A 23,037-nucleotide genomic window follows, 5' to 3' on the forward strand; every position below is an offset into this window, starting at 1 on the left:
GTCTGTTTGATTTTAAAAATTCCAAATCGAAAAAACATGAAATATTATATAATCGCAGGAGAAGCCTCAGGTGATTTGCATGGTTCTAATTTGATGAAAGAGCTATACAAAAAAGATCCTAATGCTGACATTCGGTTTTGGGGCGGTGATTTAATGAAAAATGTTGGCGGTATATTAGTGAAACACTATCGTGAATTAGCGTTTATGGGATTTATCGAAGTGATTTTTAATCTAAAAACAATTCTGAACAACATAAATATCTGTAAAAAAGACATTCTTAAATTTCAGCCTGACGTACTTATATTCATCGATTATCCCGGATTTAATTTGCGAATTGCCAAATGGGCAAAAGCATTGGGAATGAAAACCCATTACTATATCTCTCCGCAAATCTGGGCATGGAAAGAAAGCAGAATTACAGATATCAAGCGCGATATTGATAAAATGTATGTGATTTTACCTTTTGAAAAAAAGTTTTATGAGGACAAACATCATTTTCCAGTCGAATTTGTTGGTCATCCACTAATTGATGCCATTCACGATCATTCATCAGTTGATCCCGTTCTTTTCAGGAAAGAAAACCAATTAAACGACAAACCAATTATCGCCATTTTACCCGGCAGCAGAAAGCAGGAAATTACTAAAATGCTATCTGTAATGCTCAGTGTGGTCAAAGATTTTCCGGACTATCAATTTGTAATTGCAGGTGCTCCAAGTCAGGAATTTTCTTTTTACCAAAATTTTATCACGCAGGAAAACATAAAATTCACCTCAAACAAAACCTATGATTTATTGCGAAATGCAACTGCAGCCTTAGTCACATCAGGAACTGCAACACTGGAAACGGCGCTGTTTAAAGTTCCTGAAGTAGTTTGTTATAAAGGCAGTTGGGCTTCGTACCAAATTGCGAAACGAATTATTACACTCAAATACATTTCATTAGTGAATTTGATTATGGATGAAGAAGTGGTGACCGAATTAATTCAAGACGAATGCACTACAAAACGCATTAGGGAAGAACTCGAAAAAATATTAAAAACGGACCATCGCGATACGCTTTTAAAAAAATATGCGTTACTAGAAGAGCAATTAGGCGGAATTGGAGCCAGTGAAAAAACGGCTGCATTGATTGTAAATGATTTAAAATAATCTGTAATTTATTTCCAAATTTTAAAATCATCTAAAAAAACTCTTTTGAAAAGATTACTATACCTTCTGTGCCTTGGCATCTTTTTTACCGCTTGTAAATCGACATCCTCCATTGTAACTTCAAAAGAAAGAGAGTCAAAAGAGAAATTAACTCGATCCGAAAGGAGAAAAGCAAATCAACTAGCCGAACAATTAATCGATGCAGCTATTGAAAATTTGGGTGTAAAATACAAATATGCTGGCACAACAAAAGCTGGTTTTGACTGTTCGGGTTTAATGTACACCATTTTTAATTCGGAAAATATTAGTCTTCCACGGAATTCCTTTCAACAATCAAAAATTGGCATTGTTTTAAATCCAAAAAAAGAACAAGCCCAAAAAGGCGATTTAATTTTTTTTAAAACGAATAAAAACAAAGAAATTAATCATGTTGGAATCGTGATTGAAGCAACCGATGAAGAAATAAAATTCATTCACTCCTCCACTTCAAAAGGAGTAATTATCTCCTCGACCAAAGAACCTTACTACAAAAAAACCTTCGTCCAAATCAACCGTGTTCTTTAATTAGTTCTCTTTTGGGAAAGAATTTAGTTTTTAAATTATAAAAAATCTAGAAATAATTATATCTGTTTCTTACTAAAAATGTGTACTTTAGAGTTATGAAAGTACTACAATTCCCACTAGCAAGAATTACATTCGGGTTTGTTATCGGTTTGCTTTTTGGACATTATTTCCAGCTCTCAATCAAGGCACTGTTCATTGTACTTTTCATATTCATCAGTGTTTTTGTAATGCTGTATTTTTTATCCAAAAAAAACAGTAAATTCTCGCTTTATTTTGGAATCGGAACTTATTTTCTTTCCGTTATTATTGGTCTTTCAACGCAAATCATTCATACCGATCTTTTCAAAAAAAACAACTACACTCACAACAAGAAAATTTTTGAACAACCGCATATCATTTCACTAACGACCAGAGAAAAGCTGAAAAGTTCAACGTTTAGCGATCGTTATTTAGCCATTATTAATCATATCGACCAGAAAGAAAAAACAGGAAGAATCATATTAAACATTCAAAATGACAGTTTGCATCACGTTCTTGAAGTTGGGAATTCTTTTTTGATAAAAGGCACTTTAACAAAAAACAAACCGCCAAATAACCCAAACCAATTTGATTACAGCAAATATCTTGAAAACAAACAAATCTATGCGCAGCTGTATGCTGATGTTGACGAAATAAAAATTGGAACTGAAATAGAAAAAAACATTTGGTATTATTCTTCTAAATTGAGAACCCGAATTATTCGCAATTTAGAAAAAAACGACTTCAACAAAACCGAGTTGAATGTCGCCATTGCTTTAATAATGGGACAACAACAAGATATTTCACCAGACATAATTCGGGATTATCAATATGCCGGAGCAGTACATATTTTATCCGTTTCTGGATTGCATATTGGATTCATTCTGCTTTTTGTAACCTTTATTCTAAAACCAATTCCCAATACCAAGCGAGGTTCTTTTATAAAGTTAATCACTATTCTTATCTCATTATCCATGTTCGGGATCATTGCCGGTTTAGCACCTTCAGTGGTTCGTTCCGTAACTATGTTTTCGTTTGTAGCGATTGGAAATCATCTTCGGAGAAGTGTGAATATTTATCACACATTATTAGTTTCTATATTGTTGATTCTACTTTTCGAACCTTCTTTCCTGTTTGATGTTGGTTTTCAATTAAGTTATATCGCTCTGTTTTTTATCATTTGGCTGCAGCCACTTTTATCTTCCATTTGGAAACCAAAATACAAAGTTTCTAAATATATTTGGGATATCCTTACCGTTTCTTTTGCGGCACAAATAGGCACTTTACCTCTGAGCATTTATTATTTCCATCAATTTCCCGGTTTATTCTTTGTCACTAATCTGATCATTATTCCGATACTAAGCATCATTATGATTTTAGGTGTTTTGGTAATGCTTTTAGCAGCGTTCAACATAATTCCCTTATTCCTGTCTCAACTGCTGGAATGGAGTATTTATTATTTAAATAAAATCATCAACGCAATTGCCTCCTTGGAACAGTTCATTATTGAGGATATTCCACTTCACTTTTATCTTTTGCTTAGCGCTTATTTACTATTGTTTGCGTTAATCATTTGGTTCAAAAAACCAAGTTTTAATAAATTGGCCATGGTCTTGATTTCCATCCTCATTGTACAATTTTCATATTTTACAATAGCGTATAAAATTCAAACCGAAGAGGAATTTATCGTTTTCAACAGCAGAAAAAGCACCCTGATTGCGGAGAGAAATGGTGAAAACATTTTAATTTATGCCAATGACAGTATTTTGAAAACCGCCCAGCGAAACAATCTATTAAAATCCTATCGCATTGAAAACTTTAGCACTTTACAACAGAAAAAGCGACTTCAAAATTTCATCTTCTTTAATGGGAAAAAGATTTTTGTGTTAGACAGCTCGGGAATTTATCCAAAAAACATCAATCCGGATATTGTCGTATTGACACAATCGGCAAAAATAAACGCAGACCGTTTGATTCAAATAATGAAACCCAAATTAGTTATAGCTGATGCGTCAAACTTTAAAAACATTCAAAAACTATGGAAAGCTAGTTGTAAAAAACAGAAAATCCCTTTTCACGCAACTGCCGAAAAGGGATTTTATAAATTGAATTAAAAATTTTTATTTTTTCAGAAAACCATTTGCTACAGCTAACCAAGCTGAAGGTCCGCCGGCTACATAACCTGTACTTCCTATACCTTCAAAATTAACTTTACCGTCTTTTGTGATGGCATTTGCAAGTACAATGGTTGGGAACCCTTGAATTCCAAAAGCCATTTGTAATTCACTATTTTGTTTTTTAATGTCAGGTGTCTGCGGCGCTTTCCTTGGATAATCCAATTCGACTAAAACTACATTTTCCTTGGCCCAAACCGCGAATTCAGGTGTTTTCAAAACTTCTTTTTGCAAACGAATACACCATCCGCACCAATCACTTCCGGTGAAAAACAACAATAATGGTTTCTTGGTTTCCTTCGAAATTTCCATCGCCTTGGTGACATTGGTTTCCCAAACTAGTTCTTGAGCATCGGCTGCAAATGAGCCGGCAAACAGTAATAAAGCAACTATAATTTTCTTCATGTTTATAATTTTATTGGTTTAAAATCAAAAATGATGCCTAAAGTTTAACGAACACCGTGCATTAGTTTTTTAATAACCGGAGTCATCGCTACAGAGAATAAAGCAACCACGATGGAAATGCTAGTCAACATCCAAAAGAAGTAACTCAATCCGTGTTCATTGGCGATTTTATCAATGTTTTCTCCAAACATACCCGCACCTTTCATACCAATTGCTACCGCCAAGTACCAAACACCAAACATGAAAGCAATCATACGAGCCGGAACTAATTTACTCACATAAGACAATCCAACAGGAGAGATGCACAATTCAGCCATGGTATGGAAAAGATACACTAAAATCAACCAAATCATACTTACTGAAGCTGTTTTGGCACCTGCTTCAATTCCGCTTGCGCCAAAAGCTACACAAGCCATTCCAAGCGCTAATAATCCCATTCCAATTCCGTATTTTAAATTCGCAGAAGGATTGTATTTACTTTCCCACCATTTAGAAAACAACGGTGCTAATGAAATAATAAACAAGGAGTTTAAAGTAGAAAACCATGTAGCAGGAACTTCCGTTAATGCCGTGGTTACTTTGTCAATTTTCAATGCTTGCAAGGTTTCATCTGATAAGGATAAATATCCTGCGGTGTAATAATCTTTAGTCAACATCCAGATTGCTATTGCCCAGATAATGATAAAACTGATGCTTAGAATAATATTTGCAACAGCATACAACTTGAATGTTTGTTTGAATAATAAGAATAAAACCCAAGTAATAATTACTAAAGGTAAAATAGTAATCAATGAATTCATGACTAAAAACACTACGCTCCAATTGCCGGTTAAAACACGATCCGTATAGTCACTGGCGAAAATAGTTAAACTGTTTGGTGATTGTTCAAATATTGCCCAAAAGAAAATAGTCAAAAACGCAAAAAATGTAACTGCAATTAATTTCTCCTTAGTAATTTTAGAATATTGAGTAAATCTGTAAACCAATAATATGATAAATACAACTAATGCTGAGACAATTGCAATAGCATTTCCACTCGGTCCAAGGAAAGAAAAAACGTTTACTTTACCACCTGATATTTTAGAAGCAGGATCATTTACAAGCCACAATAACGCTAAAATAGAAGAGAAAGCAATTGCTGCTAATTGTATTGGAGTAAAAGGATTTCTTTTATCAGTGTCCAAAGCTTCCGCTTTTGCTTTGCTTTCTTTACTTGGTTTCAAACCAATATCCCCAAAGATATCTTGAGACAACCAAAACTGTAACATTCCGAAGAACATGAAGATTCCGGCTAAACCAAATCCGTAGGTCCAACCTACTTTTTCACCTAAATAACCACAAAGTAAAATCCCGAAGAACGCTCCGGCATTTACACCCATGTAAAACAAAGTATATGCACCATCTTTCTTTTCAGGACGGTCTTTGTACATTTCAGATACGATGGAAGTCATGTTTGGTTTAAAGAAACCATTTCCAAAAACCAACAATACCAATCCTAAATAAATTGAAAATTCAGTTTCAACGGCCATAGAAGCATGTCCTAAAGTCATTAAAGAGGCTCCAACAACAACAGCCCATCTGAAACCAATTACTTTATCGGCAAAATAACCTCCTAACATGGTTGATAAATAAACTAAACCTACGTACGAACCAAATAATGCAGAAGCATTTTCACGAGTCCATTCCCAACCGCCATCTGTAAAGGACGCAGTTAAAAATAATATTAATAAAGAACGCATTCCGTAGAATGAGAAACGCTCCCACATCTCTGTGAAAAACAAAACGAATAGTCCCGCAGGATGCCCTAAAACGGTGCTTTTAAAAAATTGATCTGTAGTATTTTGAGTCATATTATTAATTGTTTAATTCGTTATCTACTCCGTGCATTAATTTTTTTATGAGTGGCGAAAGTACTAATAGTAGCAATCCAAAACCAAGTCCTGTGTAAAATAAGTATTCAAAAAGTACTAAATAACTCTGTTTAGCCAAATTTAAATCCGGTGCTGTACCATTTGAAGTGTCAACAGAAGCAATATTCGCTAAAATAGAAGCTATAAATTCAGAACTGGCTGTTGCCAAGAACCAAACGCCCATCATGAACCCGACGATTTTTGCCGGAGATAACTTTGTCACTGCAGAAAGTCCTACCGGTGATAAACTCAATTCCCCACAAGTATGTAAAAAATAAGCTAATACTAGCCAGATCGCCGCTACTTTTCCTGCGCCAGAAAGATTTATCCCCATAACTAATGCTCCAAAGCCTAAACCAACGAAAGCTAATGCAAAAGCAAATTTCACGGCTGTATTAGGATTGTATTTTCCTAAATTTGGCCATATCCATGCAAAAACCGGAGCTAATAAAATTATAAACAACGCATTAAGACTTAAGAATTGTCCCGCAGATACTTCGTAACCAAATATAGTTCGGTCTAAAATTCTGTCGGCAAATAAATTCATGGAGGTGTACGCTTGCTCAAACAATGCCCAGAAGACAATCGTAAATACAATCAGAATAGTTAAAGCAATCAATTGGTGACGTGCTTTACCATCGAGTTGCGTAACAGCATAATAAACGATATAAATAAAAGAAATTCCACCCGCAATTTTTAAAGCCCATGAAACTGCATCGTGATTTTGGACCATTTGCCAAAACAATAACGTTGACAAAACACTTCCGATGTAAATCAACCATTCATTTTTAAGTCCAAACGATTTTTTCTCTAAGAAAGATGGGTTTTTCGATTCTCCTTTTCCCATCAATAATTTTCTTCCGGAAATAAAAGTTAATAATCCAAAAAACATTCCAACTCCAGCTGCACCGAAACCATAACTCCAACCGTATTTTTCGCCAAGCCAAACACATATCAGCGTAGCCATAAAAGACCCTAAGTTGATTCCCATATAAAACAATGTAAACCCAGAATCTCTTCTTTTATCTCCTTTTTCATACAATTCTCCCACTAATGAAGAGATATTGGCTTTCAAAAAACCAACTCCGACAATAATTAACGATAATGAAAAGTAAAATATTTGTAAGGCGGTTTCGTCCCGAGTAATTTCTCCAGTAATGGATTCTGTTGCGGCATTCCCTTCATAAGCCATTCCTATATGACCCAGCACCAACATAATACCTCCAAAAACAATCGCTTTTCTAAATCCTAAATAACGATCCGCAATAAAGCCGCCTAAAACTGGCACTGCATATACGAGAGCAGCGTAACTTCCAATCAGTAAATTCCCTGAAGTATCCGAAAACAAATGGTACTTTGTCAGATAAAAAATCAACAAAGCTTTCATTCCATAAAACGAAAACCGTTCCCACATTTCGGTAAAAAACAATATAAAAAGCGCTTTTGGATGTCCAAAAAATTCTTCCTTGTTCAATGCGTCGTTTGTCATAAAGCGCTGTTATAAATTTTCTTTGATAAAATTAGTCATTTTTGTATACAATTGAATTCTGGTTTTTCCACCGTAAATCCCGTGATTATTGTCCGGGTAAATTTGGGAATCAAATTGTTTATTAGCCTGAATCAAAGCTTCCATCATTTGCATCGAGTTCTGAACATGCACATTGTCATCTCCTGAACCGTGAATCAAAAGGAATTTTCCTTTTAATTTGTCCACGTGATTTATTGGTGAATTATCATCGTACCCACTTGCATTTTCCTGTGGTGTCTGCATGTAACGTTCCGTGTACACGCTGTCATAAAAACGCCAGTTCGTTACTGGAGCTACAGCAATTGCCATCTTGAAAACATCATTTCCTTTCAAAATACAATTAGAAGACATAAATCCACCATACGACCAGCCAAATATACCAATTCTAGCTTTATCCACAAATGCGTAATTTCCTATCACTTTAGCAGCGTCAATTTGGTCTTCCACTTCGTACTTTCCTAATTGCAATTGAGTCACTTTTTTGAAATCAGCTCCTTTAAAACCAGTTCCGCGTCCGTCAATACAAGCAACAATGTACCCTTGTTGTGACAACATCATAAACCAGTAATCATCGGTGCTATTCCACTCATTGTTTACTTGTTGTGAACCTGGACCAGAATATTGGTACATGAAAACAGGATATTTTTTTGCCGGATCAAAATATTTCGGTTTAATCATCCAAGCATTTAACTCATTCCCTTTTGCCGTTTTCAAAACAAAAAACTCTTTCGCCGGTAAATTATAGTTTTTTAGTTTTGAAGCCAATGATTCATTATTTTCAATAACTTGAACCTGTTTTCCAAATTTAGCATCGTTCAACGTATATGTTGTTGGTTGAGCCGCACTTGAAAACGTGTTAATATAGTGTTGAAAATTTGGGCTGAATGTTGCCGAATTCGTTCCTGTATATTGAGATAAACGCACTTTGTTTTTTCCGTCAAGACCTATTTTGTAAACGTCTCTGTTGATAGATCCATTCTCCACCGACTGATAAAAAACAGTATTCGTCTTTTCGTCTAAACCATAATAATTCGTCACTTCCCATTTTCCTTTGGTCAGTTGATTTTTCAATTTTCCGTTTTTATCATATAAATAAATATGATTGAAACCATCTTTTTCGCTTGTCCAAATAAAACTGTTGTCTTTCAAAAAAGTCAAGTTATCCGTAACATCAACATATGCTTTATCTTTTTCGTTCAAAACTACTTTTGCAGATCCTGAATTACCATCGATAAACAATAAATCTAAATTATTTTGATGGCGATTCAACACCTGCGCAGACAATGTATTCGCATCATTTGTCCATTTCATTCTGGCAATATAAAAATCGTTGTAATTACCGAGATTTATATTTTTAACCCCATTTGAATTTACATCATAAATATGTAAGGAAACCAACGCATTCTTCTCACCGGCTTTTGGATATTTAAACGTTTGCATTGTTGGATATAACTCTTTTCCAAACATTGACATCGAAAATTCCGGAACTTGACTTTCGTCAAAACGAATGTATGCCACCTTTTTGCTGTCTGCGCTCCAATCGAAAGCTTTCACAAAAGCAAATTCTTCTTCGTAAACCCAATCCGTAATACCGTTTATAATGCTGTTTTTCTTTCCATCTGTAGTAATTGGAGTTGATTTATTAGAAGCTAAATCATATACATACAGATTATTTTCTTTGGCGTACGCCATCTTTTTTCCATCGGGTGAAAAAGTAGGTTCCTGAACCTGAAAATCAAACAACTTTTTTAGTTTTTTTCTGGCAATATCATACAAGTAATAATCAGCAGTAAACGAGTGACGGAAGATTTGATTGGTGTTGCAAGCCAATAGAATCATTTTCTCCGCAGCGTCAAAAGTGTAACTGTCAATCCCGTTTGATAAATCCTTGTGGGATTTTGTATCTATCAGTGTAGCTACTTTTTTTAATGTTGCAAAATCATACAAATCAATCTGCATGCTTCTGGACTGTCTGTCGGCATTCAAAACCGTGTACTGATTTGTGTTTTTCAACGACTGCAATTCATCCATTCCCTGAGCGCGAAATGTGCCGTTATAAATTTCATCAATTGTGATTTTTTGTTGACCAACAACCGTGAAACATAAGAATAAAAATAATGCTATAATTTTTTTCGAATACATATTATTTATTTAAAGATAAAAACCGTCAATTTTAGTGAAAAAATTACAATTAATGGTCATTTTATATGTTAAATGTAAAAAACAATATTAAAAATAACCTTTCACTGAATATAATTTGATTGTAAATAAAACGGCTAAAACCGTATCTTTGCAACTATCTACACCATAATCAATTGAGAATGAACAAGGCTATTAGCGGATTTTCTAAATTATCCAAAGAAGAAAAAATTAGATGGATTGCCAATCAATATTTTTCAACACCTACAGAAGCCGTCGCCTTGCTGAAGAACTATTGGAATTCTGATCAAAAAATACAGAAATTACACGATGAATTTATCGAAAATACGATAACCAATTTTTACATTCCGCTGGGAGTTGCTCCTAATTTCCTGATTAATGGAAAATACAGCACCATTCCCATGGCAATTGAGGAAAGTTCTGTGGTTGCCGCTGCCGCAAAAGCTGCTAAATTTTGGTCCACTCGTGGCGGGTTTAAAACAACTGTAATCAACACCGAAAAAATTGGACAGGTTCATTTTATCTATAAAGGAGATGTTTCTAAACTGAACTTATTTTTTGCCCAAAACAAAAACAAATTTTTCTCAGAGACAGAATCGATTACAACAAATATGCAGAAACGCGGTGGCGGAATTTTAGATATTATTCTAAAAGACAAAACCGATTTATTGCCTAATTATTTTCAGCTGCATGCCACTTTTGAAACCAAAGACAGCATGGGCGCTAATTTTATCAATTCGTGTTTGGAACAGTTTTCCAAAACCTTAAAAGAAGAAGCACACCACTATGATTTATTCACGGAAACAGAGAAAGACATTGAAGTAGTGATGAGTATTCTTTCGAATTATGTTCCAAATTGCATTGTAAGAGCGGAAGTTTCTTGTCCGATTGCTAACTTGCAAGAAAAACACATTTTAAATCCTCAAGAATTTGCCGAGAAATTTGTGCAAGCTGTCCAAATCGCCGAAGTCGAGCCGTATCGCGCCGTAACGCACAATAAAGGAATTATGAACGGAGTAGATGCCGTAGTTTTGGCAACTGGAAATGATTTCCGTGCCGTTGAGGCAGGAATCCATGCCTATGCTTCCCGAAACGGAAAATACTCAAGTCTTTCTCATGCCAAAATCGAAAATGGCATTTTTACTTTTTGGTTGGAAATCCCTTTAGCATTAGGAACTGTAGGTGGATTGACTTCGCTGCATCCATTGGTAAAATTATCGCTTGAAATGCTAGAAAAACCATCCGCCAAGGAATTAATGCAGTTTGTAGCTGTAGCCGGTTTAGCCCAAAATTTTGCCGCTTTACGCTCCTTAACTACAACAGGAATTCAGGAAGGACACATGAAAATGCATTTGAACAACATCATCAATCAGTTTGAAGCCACTGATGAAGAACGTATTTTAATCCAGAAATATTTCAAAAAAAATACTGTTTCGCATAGCGCCGTGGTAACCTTTATTGAAAATTTAAGAAAATAACATTTATTTCCGACATTCTTATCAGAGTTTAAAATCCTGACAGGGATTAAAATAAGACTAATGACAAAAACATTCTACAGTAACGGAAAACTTTTAATCACAGGAGAATATCTAGTTCTTGATGGAGCAAAAGCCTTTGCATTACCCACAAAGAAAGGACAAAACCTCATTGTAGAAGATGGGAAAAACAAAGAAATCAGCTGGAAAAGTTATGATTTTGATGGCAGTATATGGTTTGAAGACACCCTTGTATTTTCTGACATCGTGAAGGAAGTTCAAACTGAAAATGAGTCGGTAAAGTCAACACTTACGACCATTTTGCATGAAGCATTCAAATTAAATCCGGATTTCATTTTAAATTCAAACGGCTACACAATCACCACTGAATTGGGATTTCCGAAAAGCTGGGGTCTGGGAACGTCGTCGACTCTGATAAATAATATTGCCCAATGGTTGCGAATCGATGCTTTTACATTGCTTAAAAACAGTTTTGGAGGCAGTGGTTACGATATTGCCTGCGCGCAAAACGACGCTCCTATTGTATATCATTTGGAAAAAGGTAATCCTATTGTTGAAAAAGTACGCTTTAATCCGGATTTTACAGACAATATTTACTTTGTATATTTGAATAAAAAGCAAAGCAGCAAAAGCGCAATAGCAGCGTACAATATGAATAAAAAGAATAATCTGCCAAGTACGATTGCTATAAATGACGTGATAACTTCTGAAGTTATGAATGCGACTACAATTCAATCTTTTGCTGCAGCAATACAAAAGCACGAAATACAAATGAGCATTATTCTGGAAACACAAACTATAAAAGAGTCTTTGTTTCCTGATTTTAATGGTGTGATAAAGAGTCTGGGAGCTTGGGGAGGTGATTTTGTGATGGCAATTGCAATTGAAAATCCAATTGACTATTTTATTTCAAAAGGATACAATACTGTAATTCCTTATGATGAAATGATATTATCCTAGTTTTTATAAATACATAACTTTAGACAAAAACTATATTAAAAACAAAATCCCGATACATTTAGCATGTATCGGGATTTTTATTGTCATTAATTACTTTTTGACTAGTAATTAAAATCTTGTCTGTTATCTTCAATTTTAGCGTTAGCTTTTAAGGCAGGAACAACTCTGTTCGCATCTGAAGCACTTTGTGCTTTCAATTTAGCAACGTATGGCGCATGGTTTTTCAATACTGGCGCTTTTAAAGTACTTTTATTTTGAACAACATATACTCCAGTATTTCCTTCAATTGGAGCAGATAATTTGTTAGCCGCTAATGCAAATGCATTTCCAACTACTTTTGGCTCTGGACCAACATTTGGCAACATCGCATTTTCCATAGTAAGACCAGTTGCTTGTTGTACCGTTCCTCCTACTGCTTTTGCAATTGCTTCAAGTGAAGAACCAGTCATTTTAGCTTTGATCAATGCTGCTTTTTTCTTGTTTTTTAGTATTTGTTCTACATAAGGTCTCGCTACAGAAACGGCAACTAAACCAGATTTGTCAATACTCTTTAATTTGGCAATAACGTGACCTACATTAGCTACTTCAAATCTTTTTACAGCTCCTTCTTTAACTCCGTCTTCAAAAGCCCATCTCACGATAGTTCTTTGATTTCCTAATGTTCCAAAGTTCTCATCCATTCCTTTTACAGAGACAGCCGGAGCAACTTTAAGTCCCATATCTTTTGCAACTTTATTAAAGTCTTTATCAGCAGCATTCATTTCTAACTTAGTTGACTGCGTAAATATTTTATCAGAAGTTGCTTCTGAAGCTTCTACTTTTTGAGCCACAGTAGCCAAACGAATTCCGTCTTGCTTATCTGTAATTTTAATAATATGAAAACCGAAATCAGTTTCAACTAAACCAACTTTACCAATCGCATTATTAAAAACAAAATCATTGAACGGCTTCACCATTTGGTTTGGACCAAAATAACCCAAATCACCACCTTGTTGTGCAGACGAATCATCCGAAGCTGTAAAAGCCAACATCATAAAACTATCTGGATTAGCAGTCACCTGCGCCAAAATACTTTCTGCTTTTGCTTTTGCCTGTTCTTTTGTTCTTTTTTCTTTTTGATTAGGAACCTGAGTTCCTTCATAGCCAATTAAAATATGACTTGCTTTAGCATTTACACCTGGCTTCATTCCCATTGATTTAGAAATACAGTAGTAATTTCCAAAGATATATGGACCATAAACTTGACCTGGAGCAAGGTTAAACAATTTATCAGCATCTACAGCCGGTAAATCTTTTTTTGCAATGTATGTTGAATCGTAAGGAACATCTGAATTTGAATTTACGAAGTCAATTGCGTTCGTAGTAGTTCTAAATCCTGCTAAAGTATCGTTTTTACCTGTAGCTTGATTGTACACTACACTTCCAGATAACAATGCATTAATTTTCGATTTTACATCCGCTTCATCCGCTGGTGATGCTTTGTCTTCAATCAAAACATATTCTACTTCACGGGATTCGTCTGCTTTGTATTTCTTTTCATTTTTCTTCATGAAATCTACAATCTCCGAATCAGAGATTTTTACTTCACTGTCTTTTATGGTTGAATATAAACCGGCAACGTAAGCAAAGTTGACTTGGTTTGCTTCCATCTCGTATTTCATTTTACCTTCGCTTTCAGTTGTAAAAACTGCCGCTTTGATCAATGTATTGTAGATTTGATATTTGGCATTTAAATCCGCATCTTTCTCTCTATCTTTTAAAAATTGGGCTTGTTCAGGATTAGATTTGAAATATTGTTTGAATTTGGCAACATCAAAAACACCTGCAGCATTCAAAAACAATGGATTTCCACCAATATTTTGATCTGATTTTAAAACTTCCAATAAGTGTTTTTCCCCTACTCTAAGTCCTAATTTTTCAAATTCAGACGTCAACAAAGCGATAGAAACTTCTTGCTCCCAAACTCTGTTAGCTGCTTCAGTTGAAGTTATCCCTTGACCACCTTTTTCAACATTACTAACTTTAACTCTAAAATCTTCGAATGAAATATCTTTTCCATCGATGCTTCCTACATCTTTTGATGTACTGCTGAAACCACCACTATTGAATATATCACCTATGATAAATGCTAATAAACAAAACCCGATAACGAGTATCAGAAGAAGTGAACGTTGTCTAATTTTTTGTAAAACTGCCATTTTATTGTTGTTAATTTATATATTCAGTTTGCGAAAATACAATTATCTAATTAATAATTATAGTAGTAGCGTTTTATTTTGCAAGAATTTTTATTTTCATAATAAAAATCACTCTTGCACACTCATTTTGACCAATTCAATTTTCTTATTTGTAGCTTCTTCAATGACAAAATGATAACAGTTTATGGTAATTACAGCTCCTTTTTGAGGAATTTCTTTTGTAAAATCGACAATGAAACCGCCAAGCGTTCCGTAAGAATCGCCTTCGGGAATGTGAAGTTTATAGGTTTGATTTAGATATTCCACATCCAATCGAGCCGAGAAAATAAAAACACCTTCGCCCAACTCTTTTTCTATCAACTCTTCATCGGAATCATGCTCGTCTTCAATTTCACCAAAAAGTTCTTCCACAATATCCTCAATTGTAATGATCCCCGACGTTCCGCCATATTCATCCAAAACAACGGCTACACTTTTTCTCTTTTTGGTCAGCAAATTCATAGCGTCTTTTATGAATATCGTTTCAGGAACAAATTCAACCGGAATCACAATTTCCTTTATGTTACTTGGTTTTTTGAATAAATCGAAGGAATGTACATAACCAATAATATCGTCAAGCGATTTTTGGTACACCACGATTTTGGAATAGCCCGTATCAATGAACAGTTGCTTCAGTTCTTCGATCGAATCAAACACCTCAACCGCTATTATTTCGGTACGGGGACTCATCACATCTCTGGCTTTCACACCAGAAAACTCCAATGCATTTTGAAACATCAATATTTCAGAATCTACTAATTCATTATCCTCCACACTACTCATTTGTTCCGTAATATAATTGCCAAGTTCTATTTTACTAAAATACAACTGAATAGTATCGCCTTCCGTTTTAAAAAATTTCCGCAATATGAAATCAGAAATTCCTATGAAAAAAGTAGAAATAAAATAGAATAGTTTATAGAATAGATAAGCTGGAACCGCAAAAAATTTAATAAACGAATTTGCATAAATTTGAAAAAAAACTTTAGGAAGAAACTCTGCAGTAATCAGAATAATTCCTGCCGAAATTAGGATTTGCAACAGCAGATTCACCCAATCTGAAAAATGATATCCCAAAGCTACAAACCATCTCATCACCGCATGACTCATAAAAAAACCATAGACCACCATTGCTATAGTGTTTCCAATAAGCATGGCTACAATAAAGTTTGATGGTTTTTCAGTAAGTTTTGTAAGTATTTTTGATAGAAAGTTATCTTGTTTTTTTTCGATTTCAAGATATATTTTATTGGAGGAGACAAAGGCTATCTCCATTCCTGAAAAAAAAGCACTTAGTATTAGACACGATATGATAATACTAACTTCCATCAATTAAGAGTTTTTATTACGGTCCTCAAATTTTTTGGCAAATTTTCTTCTAAAGAAAAACATGAATATCGCCAATCCGGCTATCATGAAACTCAGCCAAAAATTCCCTGATGCAGGATCATTCAATTTAGTGACACCATCATAAATGAAATAAGCGCCAAAAACAAGATAAACGTATTGTGTGTATTTTAAATAATTCATAATATTGTATTTAATCGTTCGTTTCTACTTCGCCCGTTATTTTTTGAGAATAAATCACTTTAAAATCTTTACTGAAATCAATTCCCTGTCCGTTAGAGATTCCTTTTGGGTCCGTAAATTTAAACCTTCTTTCGGTAAAAAACCACTCGTTTTTTTGATCATAATATAACTGCTCAGTTTCCAGCGTCTGACCTTGTTCGGTGAATATTTTTACTTTTCCCTGTAAATCAATAATATTCGTGCCTTTGTAAGAAATGGCATAATTTGATTTAATAAAGGTTTTTTTATCTTTTTTATCGTACAAAGTAACGTCTATTCCTTTAGGAAATTCCGTAAAAGGAAATTCGACACTGGCATAATCCAGCATTTTAGTACTTACCAATATAGCGGTTATCCGTCCTGAATCCGTGTATTTCAGATTCACCATGTCCGCGTCACTACTTGGAACAAATTCAGAAAAGTTAATTTTTTGTACTTCTTTAAAATTACTTTCGCATCCAAAAAAGAGTGTCACAGCAAAAACTGTGACAATCCATTTAAGATAATATTTTTTGAATAAAGTCATACGTTGAACTTACAAAGAAGTTTTAGTAAAAAATCTCTTTTTAGTTGAATTTTCGTTTTTCAAACCATCTGTCGTTTAGTGAAAAACTCACACTTACATTTGCATAGTTTTCTTCGACCAATTTTGCAGCAGTTGTTCCTCTTTTACCAAATTCAAGACCTACATTTACGTTTGAGAATGTTCCAGTCAATGGCAATCCAACTCCTAACGTTAGCGCCATATCTTCTATCGGCTCTGAATGAATTACTAAGCCCGTATTTTCAAACCTGAATCCACCTCTGTAAGTGATTCTTTTGGCATAATTTGAAAATGAATTGTAATTTGGAATATAATAACCACCAATACTGTATTTTGAATGTTTCTCGTAAGTAACATTATCAAGTGAATTGTAATTATTATTCAGCGAACCAGCCTCTTGAAATGTGTATCCAACACCTACCAACCATTTTCTGGCTTCACCAAAACCTGCTTGCGCATTATATTTACTTGGTATTTTCAAATTCTTTTCTGTCTTTACATCGCCAAGAACGTCAACAATAACCAAATCAAAATTTGAACCGTAAAGTGCCGTAGCTATATTTCTGGTGTTTTCAGCTTTTAATGTACTTTCTAAAGAGTAATTCAAACTACTGAAAAAAGATACTTTTTTGTTAATTTTAGTTTGGTACATCATCCCAAGATTAAAATTTACTCCTGATAAATCTACCGTATTTAACTCTCTTGTACCAATAGAAATATCAGTGATATACTCAAAATTATTAGTCTCAATTTTTCCGAAATTATAATTCACATCGGCACCAATACTAAAATTGGGAGCTATTTTAAAACCTACACCAAAAAAAGCTTTATTTAAACCACCTGATCCATTAAATCGTCTGTTGTTTTGTGCCGGATCTTCTGACACAGATGAAATTTTATACCCAACAGAAGAATAAGGAATCAAACCAAAACCAACTCCAAATTTACCTAATGGCAAACCTATCCCAAGATAATCTAAGGTTGATCTGCGCGCATTTGATGATTCAGTATCGGTTTTCAATTTTGTAGTTGCGTATGTACCACCCAAAGTAAAGGTAGTCAACTTTAAATGTGCAAAACTCGCCGGATTTTGTAAGTTCATATGAATACTATCTTGTTCGATAGCGATTTCTCCCATAGAGCGGTTTTCAAGTGTTCCTCTAAACCGTACATCTCCAATTCCGTAGAAGGAATATGGAGACGCTGTTCCTTCCTGTGCAAAAGACACTAATGATAAAAGCAAACATGCGCTTATTAGAATTTTTTTAATCATTTTTGATTTTATATTGAAATGTTTGGTTCAAACTTTCCAACAGAAAATTTGAATTGGCAAATATGGTATTTTTTAATCGTTTAGCCAAAAAATCTGTGTCGCCCCCCGTTAAAATTATTATAAAATTTGAATATCTCGCTTTATATTCATCGATAAAACCGTCAATCTCATAAACGAAACCATTTACCACACCCGAATGAATCGATTCAGACGTGGATGTTCCTATTAGATCTCTTGGACTTTCTAATGACAACAAAGGAAGTTTCGCCGTAAAATTGTGTAACGATTCATAACGCAATCGCAATCCTGGCGCAATCGCTCCGCCTAAATAATTATTTTTATCATCAATAAAATCATAGGTAACACAGGTTCCCGCATCAATAACCAATCGATTCTGATTAGGAAACCGAAGCGTGGCTCCTGCAGCCAGAACCATCCGGTCAATCCCTAAAGTTTTAGGAGTCGCATAAGAGTTATGGAACGGAAAAGAATCTTCATGAGACAGAAAATGCACATTCAAAACATGATTATATTCTAAAAATGACTGTTTTTCGACATCTCCAACTGACGAAACAACTATATCAGTAATTTTTTTGAAATTTTTTAAAATATTTTGAATATTTTTTTGAAGTTCTATTTTCGAAAAAACAAAAATTTCAAAAAGGGTAGTATCCTCAAAGACAGCTGCTTTAATTCGGGTATTTCCAACGTCGATAACTAAAATCATAATTTGGTTTTTGATGTTGCGAAGGTACGAATTGATTTTTTTTAAAAAATGTTTTGGATAAACTAAAAATCATTCTATATTTGCACCCGCAAACAAGTCCATTGAACTCCTACTAAAATAAGAGCAAAGTGAGATAATAGCAAGGTACCTTAGCTCAGATGGTAGAGCAATGGACTGAAAATCCATGTGTCCCTGGTTCGATCCCTGGAGGTACCACAAAACCCGAATAGAAATATTCGGGTTTTTTGTTTTTAATCTATTTTTGAAAATGCATCGTCTTAATATTTTCTATTAAAAATCAGTTAATAAATTATATATCGGAGAAACGCACAACAGTAATGAAAGTATTATAAAAACACAATGAGCATCTTTACTCAGACTCATTTACAAAAAATGCTAATGATTGGGAAGTAGTTATTCTTATTAATTGCACGAACAAAAAAGAAGCCACTTTTCTACAAAAATTTATAAAGGAAATGAAAAGCAGAATTTTTATCGAAAAAATCATCGGCAATTCGTCCACTCTGACACATTTTTTAAAATACCCTACATTTTCCCAAATCAAAAATTTACATTAAAGACAGGCGAGAATTTTCAGTTTTTAAACTACCGCCGCAGCCCAAAACCTTTTCTTTAATTTCAAAAAAAGCGCACGTTTTGATTTGTTTTGAAGAATTATTTCACCAAAACCGCCTTGGATTCTGAAAATCAAACCTTTTCTATAAAGTACTTTACTTGACTAAAAACGCACCAATAATTGAACAAAAATAAAGGGTTCGTACTTTTTTTCTAATATTTTTGCGAAATTCAAATAACAATAGTTGCTAAATTACTATATTTATGCAAAATTTATATATATGGAGATTTTAACCTGCCCCAAATGCCAGAGCAATCACATTATAAAAAGCGGCATAATCAATAGTAAACAAAGGTACTTATGTAAAAAATGCAATTACTTCTTTACGGTCAATAAAATTGGAAAAAAGATAGATGATTATTATGTTACCAAAGCATTGCAACTCTATCTCGAGGGTTTGAGTTTTCGTGAAATAGAACGAATCATCGGGGTTTCCCATGTTACGGTAAGCAACTGGGTAAAAACCTTTAACATAAAAAAACCATCACACGCCAACTACCACCCTACCTATAAGATTTTAAGCCATTTAGAACTTATTGAATATATAAAAAACAAAGAGCTATTGTCCGGGGCTGGAATGATTATAACGGAGCTTGGTGATAAGTTTATGCTCATTAAATGGGAGCGATTCAAAGATTAACTATATACTTTACACATAAATATATCTAAATTTTTTTTCACAATAAAATAATAGAATTTGGCGCTTTATTAACCAACCATTTAATAACCAAAATTTTATTTATGAAAAAAATGTTTTTTACAGCGGCAATATTGTTATTGTCTTTAGAAGGTTTTTCACAAGGCTCTGTTGATTACGGTAGCGGAATGAAATTCAATTTGAACGAAGATGGTTCAAAATACATGCGTTTTATTGCATGGAACCAAATATGGTTTCGTTCCGGCCAAATGAACCCAGGAACAATGATTGGAAATGAAGCGGCTACAACTGGAACTGACATTGGGAACAGACGTTTGCGTTTTCTTGCCTACTCTCAATTATCCAAAAGATACATGATCGTGACACACTTTGGTATCAACAATCAAACTTTTACAAATGGAGGTGCCGCAGGATCTTCCGGAACTGGTGGGTATGGCGCCGGAAAAAAACCAGGAATATTTTTCCACGATGCCTGGAACGAATATGCATTAGTTTTACCTGAAAAAGACAAAAAATTCAGTTTGACTCTGGGTGGTGGATTGCATTATTATATGGGATTATCAAGAGCCACAATGGCCTCAACATTAAATTTTCTAACAATTGACGCTCCTATTTTTAACTGGCCGCTAATTGAAAACTCCGATCAATTTGCCAGACAAATGGGTTTATTTGCCAAAGGAAAATACGGTAAATTAGAATACCGATTGAGTTACAATAAACCGTTCGCCACAAACTTAGTTCCTACCAATGTGACAACCGCAGATAATGCCGTAGCAGTTGACAACAGCGGAAACACAAAATGGTCAAAAGCTGGTTATTTCGAGTATCAATTTTTAGATCAGGAAGCTAATGTACTCCCTTATAAAGTGGGCAGTTACCTTGGAACTAAAAAAGTGTTCAATATTGGTGCTGGTTTTTACACGGCTCCTGACGCGACCAAATCTTCGGTAAATAACACCATCAGCAAACACAATATCAATCTTTTTGCAGCGGATGTTTTTCTTGATTTACCTGTTGGGAAAAAAGAAAACAAAATGGCTGTAACTGGCTATAGCGTTTTCTATGATTATGATTTTGGACCAAATTATTTGCGTAACGTAGCTATTATGAATATTGGTTCCGTTGACCCAAACTTCACAGGAAGCAGAGCATTGGCCGGACCAGGAAATGCACAACCTACCATCGGATCAGGAAACATTTGGTACACGCAAGCCGGAATTTTATTACCAAGCAAAGCAGAGAAACCAAAAGTTCGCGTACAACCTTTTGGAGCTTTTACTTATAAAAACTTTGACGCTTTAGACAAGTCCAGTACCCAATTTGATCTTGGAACTAACTTTTTCTTGGACGGGCAACACGCTAAAATTACAGCACAATATTCAGCAAGACCCGTTTACACTTCCCCATCTAACATCTCAGGATCAAAAGGAGAATTCATAGTACAACTACAAATCTATCTATAAACTAATTTTAATAAAATATAATTTATGAGTACTAAATCAACAAAAGGAATTTGGAAAGTCATTTCCGCGTCCTCAATGGGTACAATGATCGAATGGTATGATTTCTACATCTTTGGAAGTTTAGCCGTTGTAATTTCAACAAAATTTTTCCCTTCAGATAATCCTACAGCAGCCTTCTTGTCAACTTTGGCAACATTCGCAGCGGGATTCGTAGTGCGTCCTTTTGGAGCGCTTTTCTTCGGAAGATTAGGAGATTTAATTGGAAGAAAATACACGTTCATGGTTACTTTATTATTAATGGGTGGTGCAACCTTCCTGATTGGATGTATCCCGAGTTATGAAACCATTGGATTCATGGCGCCTTTATTAGTTTTAATTCTTCGTTTGCTTCAAGGTCTTGCTTTGGGTGGTGAATATGGCGGAGCCGCAACCTACGTGGCTGAGCATGCTCCCGTAGGACAAAGAGGATATTGGACTTCTTGGATTCAGACTACTGCAACAGTTGGATTATTCATCTCCTTGATGGTAATTTTAGCCACAAGAAACATCCTTACGCCTGAGCAATTTGACGAATGGGGATGGAGAGTTCCGTTTTGGGTATCGATCATCATGGTTGGAGTTTCGTATTTAATTAGAAAAAATATGGATGAATCTCCTGTTTTTGCTAAAGCAAAAGCAGAAGGAAAAACCAGTACTAATCCATTGAAAGAGAGTTTTGGAAATCGTTACAACTTGAAATTTGTATTGTTGGCTTTATTTGGAGCAACAATGGGACAAGGGGTCGTTTGGTACACCGGTCAATTCTATGCCATGAATTTCATGAAAACGGTAATGTCTATTGATTCTTCTCAGGTAGATACTTTGTTAGGAATCGCATTAATGCTTGGTACTCCATTTTTCATCCTTTTTGGTTGGTTAAGTGATAAAGTAGGCCGAAAATACATCATGATGGGCGGAATGTTGCTAGCCATCATATTATACAGACCTATTTATAAAAGCATGTACGAAACTACATCGATAGCCAATAAAACGGAAATGGTAGAAAAAACAACGCTACTCGCTGAATTAAAAGAGAACAAAAAGCAAACCATGGACTCTATTTACACCACGAACAAAGAGTATGCAGATGGAACAACATTAGTAGAAGTAAAAACGGTATCTTTAGAAAACGGTACGGCTAAAGTTGTAGACGGAAAACCAAAAATAGAAACCAAAACAACTATTAAAATCAACTCCAGTGACAATTGGGCTTTAATATTTTTAGTATTTGTACAAGTCATATTTGTTACAATGGTGTACGGCCCAATTGCAGCTTTCCTTGTAGAAATGTTCCCCGTTAAAATTAGATACACGTCTATGTCGCTGCCATATCACGTAGGAAATGGAATTTTTGGAGGACTGCTTCCTGCAATTTCAACCTATTTTGTTATAAATGCAAAAGAGGGCGGAAATCCGGAATTTTATCTCGAAGGACTTTGGTATCCAATTGTTATAGCTGCTGTCAGCTTTGTGATTGGAATGGTTTATATTAAAAATAAAGACAAAAACGCTCACATTTAAAAAAA

Annotated in this window: 18 protein-coding genes and 1 tRNA gene; 9 read left to right on the forward strand and 10 right to left on the reverse strand. The window is 34.7% G+C overall.

Annotated features, from left to right (window positions below; all coding sequences use genetic code 11):
* Window positions 1-36: 36 nt before the first annotated feature.
* From lpxB to ACP7AV_RS00470, 3 genes are all read left to right on the forward strand, one after another.
* Complete coding sequence (gene lpxB / locus ACP7AV_RS00460; RefSeq protein ID WP_426090326.1) at window positions 37-1,149, forward strand: lipid-A-disaccharide synthase; 1,113 nt, start codon at window positions 37-39, stop codon at window positions 1,147-1,149.
* 45 nt (window positions 1,150-1,194) lie between these two features.
* Window positions 1,195-1,713 carry a C40 family peptidase gene (locus ACP7AV_RS00465; protein WP_426090327.1) on the forward strand — a complete coding sequence of 173 codons (519 nt, stop codon included), beginning with the start codon at window positions 1,195-1,197 and terminating at the stop codon, window positions 1,711-1,713.
* Window positions 1,714-1,808: 95 nt separating this feature from the next.
* Window positions 1,809-3,845, forward strand: a complete 2,037-nt coding sequence (locus ACP7AV_RS00470; protein WP_426090328.1) for a ComEC/Rec2 family competence protein — start codon at window positions 1,809-1,811, stop codon at window positions 3,843-3,845.
* Between the two features lie 6 nt (window positions 3,846-3,851).
* Here the strand turns inward: ACP7AV_RS00470 and ACP7AV_RS00475 are convergent, their stop codons facing one another.
* Genes ACP7AV_RS00475 through ACP7AV_RS00490 form a run of 4 tightly spaced genes read right to left on the reverse strand, consistent with a single transcriptional unit; the run spans window position 3,852 to window position 9,890 of the window.
* Window positions 3,852-4,310, reverse strand: a complete 459-nt coding sequence (locus tag ACP7AV_RS00475) for a thioredoxin family protein (RefSeq protein WP_426064491.1) — start codon at window positions 4,308-4,310, stop codon at window positions 3,852-3,854.
* Window positions 4,311-4,354: 44 nt separating this feature from the next.
* Window positions 4,355-6,160, reverse strand: coding sequence for a peptide MFS transporter (locus ACP7AV_RS00480; protein WP_426090329.1), 1,806 nt, complete (start codon window positions 6,158-6,160; stop codon window positions 4,355-4,357).
* 4 nt (window positions 6,161-6,164) lie between these two features.
* Window positions 6,165-7,709, reverse strand: a complete 1,545-nt coding sequence (locus tag ACP7AV_RS00485; protein WP_426090330.1) for a peptide MFS transporter — start codon at window positions 7,707-7,709, stop codon at window positions 6,165-6,167.
* Between the two features lie 9 nt (window positions 7,710-7,718).
* Window positions 7,719-9,890, reverse strand: coding sequence for a S9 family peptidase (locus ACP7AV_RS00490; protein ID WP_426090331.1), 2,172 nt, complete (start codon window positions 9,888-9,890; stop codon window positions 7,719-7,721).
* Between the two features lie 179 nt (window positions 9,891-10,069).
* On the opposite strand from ACP7AV_RS00490, the gene ACP7AV_RS00495 reads away from it, so the two are divergent.
* Together ACP7AV_RS00495 and ACP7AV_RS00500 are read left to right on the forward strand one after the other, a co-directional pair.
* Complete coding sequence (locus ACP7AV_RS00495; RefSeq protein WP_426090332.1) at window positions 10,070-11,386, forward strand: hydroxymethylglutaryl-CoA reductase, degradative; 1,317 nt, start codon at window positions 10,070-10,072, stop codon at window positions 11,384-11,386.
* 60 nt (window positions 11,387-11,446) lie between these two features.
* Window positions 11,447-12,364: a GYDIA family GHMP kinase gene (locus tag ACP7AV_RS00500; RefSeq protein ID WP_426090333.1), complete on the forward strand. Its 918-nt coding sequence runs from the start codon at window positions 11,447-11,449 to the stop codon at window positions 12,362-12,364.
* A 101-nt stretch (window positions 12,365-12,465) separates the two neighbouring features.
* Here ACP7AV_RS00500 and ACP7AV_RS00505 read toward each other — a convergent pair whose 3' ends face one another.
* From ACP7AV_RS00505 to ACP7AV_RS00530, 6 genes are all read right to left on the reverse strand, one after another.
* Window positions 12,466-14,562 (reverse strand): peptidylprolyl isomerase, encoded by a 2,097-nt coding sequence (locus tag ACP7AV_RS00505; protein ID WP_426090334.1) that lies wholly within the window; start codon window positions 14,560-14,562, stop codon window positions 12,466-12,468.
* 108 nt (window positions 14,563-14,670) lie between these two features.
* Window positions 14,671-15,930 (reverse strand): hemolysin family protein, encoded by a 1,260-nt coding sequence (locus ACP7AV_RS00510; protein ID WP_426064498.1) that lies wholly within the window; start codon window positions 15,928-15,930, stop codon window positions 14,671-14,673.
* A 3-nt stretch (window positions 15,931-15,933) separates the two neighbouring features.
* Window positions 15,934-16,131 (reverse strand): hypothetical protein, encoded by a 198-nt coding sequence (locus tag ACP7AV_RS00515; RefSeq protein ID WP_091204314.1) that lies wholly within the window; start codon window positions 16,129-16,131, stop codon window positions 15,934-15,936.
* Between the two features lie 10 nt (window positions 16,132-16,141).
* Window positions 16,142-16,696 carry an LPS export ABC transporter periplasmic protein LptC gene (gene lptC, locus ACP7AV_RS00520; RefSeq protein ID WP_426090335.1) on the reverse strand — a complete coding sequence of 185 codons (555 nt, stop codon included), beginning with the start codon at window positions 16,694-16,696 and terminating at the stop codon, window positions 16,142-16,144.
* Between the two features lie 40 nt (window positions 16,697-16,736).
* On the reverse strand, window positions 16,737-17,987 hold the full coding sequence (locus ACP7AV_RS00525) for a hypothetical protein (protein ID WP_426090336.1): 1,251 nt from the start codon (window positions 17,985-17,987) through the stop codon (window positions 16,737-16,739).
* Window positions 17,980-18,714, reverse strand: coding sequence for a type III pantothenate kinase (locus ACP7AV_RS00530; protein WP_426090337.1), 735 nt, complete (start codon window positions 18,712-18,714; stop codon window positions 17,980-17,982). The genes ACP7AV_RS00525 and ACP7AV_RS00530 overlap by 8 nt, the downstream gene beginning before the upstream one ends.
* 143 nt (window positions 18,715-18,857) lie before the next feature.
* On the opposite strand from ACP7AV_RS00530, the gene ACP7AV_RS00535 reads away from it, so the two are divergent.
* The 4 genes from ACP7AV_RS00535 to ACP7AV_RS00550 all read left to right on the forward strand — a co-directional run bounded on the left by ACP7AV_RS00535 (window position 18,858) and on the right by ACP7AV_RS00550 (window position 23,032).
* Window positions 18,858-18,930 (forward strand) — tRNA-Phe (locus ACP7AV_RS00535).
* A gap of 641 nt (window positions 18,931-19,571) precedes the next feature.
* Window positions 19,572-19,991: an IS1/IS1595 family N-terminal zinc-binding domain-containing protein gene (locus tag ACP7AV_RS00540; protein ID WP_091204322.1), complete on the forward strand. Its 420-nt coding sequence runs from the start codon at window positions 19,572-19,574 to the stop codon at window positions 19,989-19,991.
* Window positions 19,992-20,092: 101 nt separating this feature from the next.
* On the forward strand, window positions 20,093-21,472 hold the full coding sequence (locus tag ACP7AV_RS00545) for a porin (protein WP_426090338.1): 1,380 nt from the start codon (window positions 20,093-20,095) through the stop codon (window positions 21,470-21,472).
* 24 nt (window positions 21,473-21,496) lie between these two features.
* Complete coding sequence (locus tag ACP7AV_RS00550) at window positions 21,497-23,032, forward strand: MFS transporter (protein ID WP_426090339.1); 1,536 nt, start codon at window positions 21,497-21,499, stop codon at window positions 23,030-23,032.
* Window positions 23,033-23,037 lie beyond the last annotated feature (5 nt).

The sequence above is a fragment of the Flavobacterium sp. DSR3-2 genome (assembly GCF_049896525.1).
Classification (GTDB): domain Bacteria; phylum Bacteroidota; class Bacteroidia; order Flavobacteriales; family Flavobacteriaceae; genus Flavobacterium.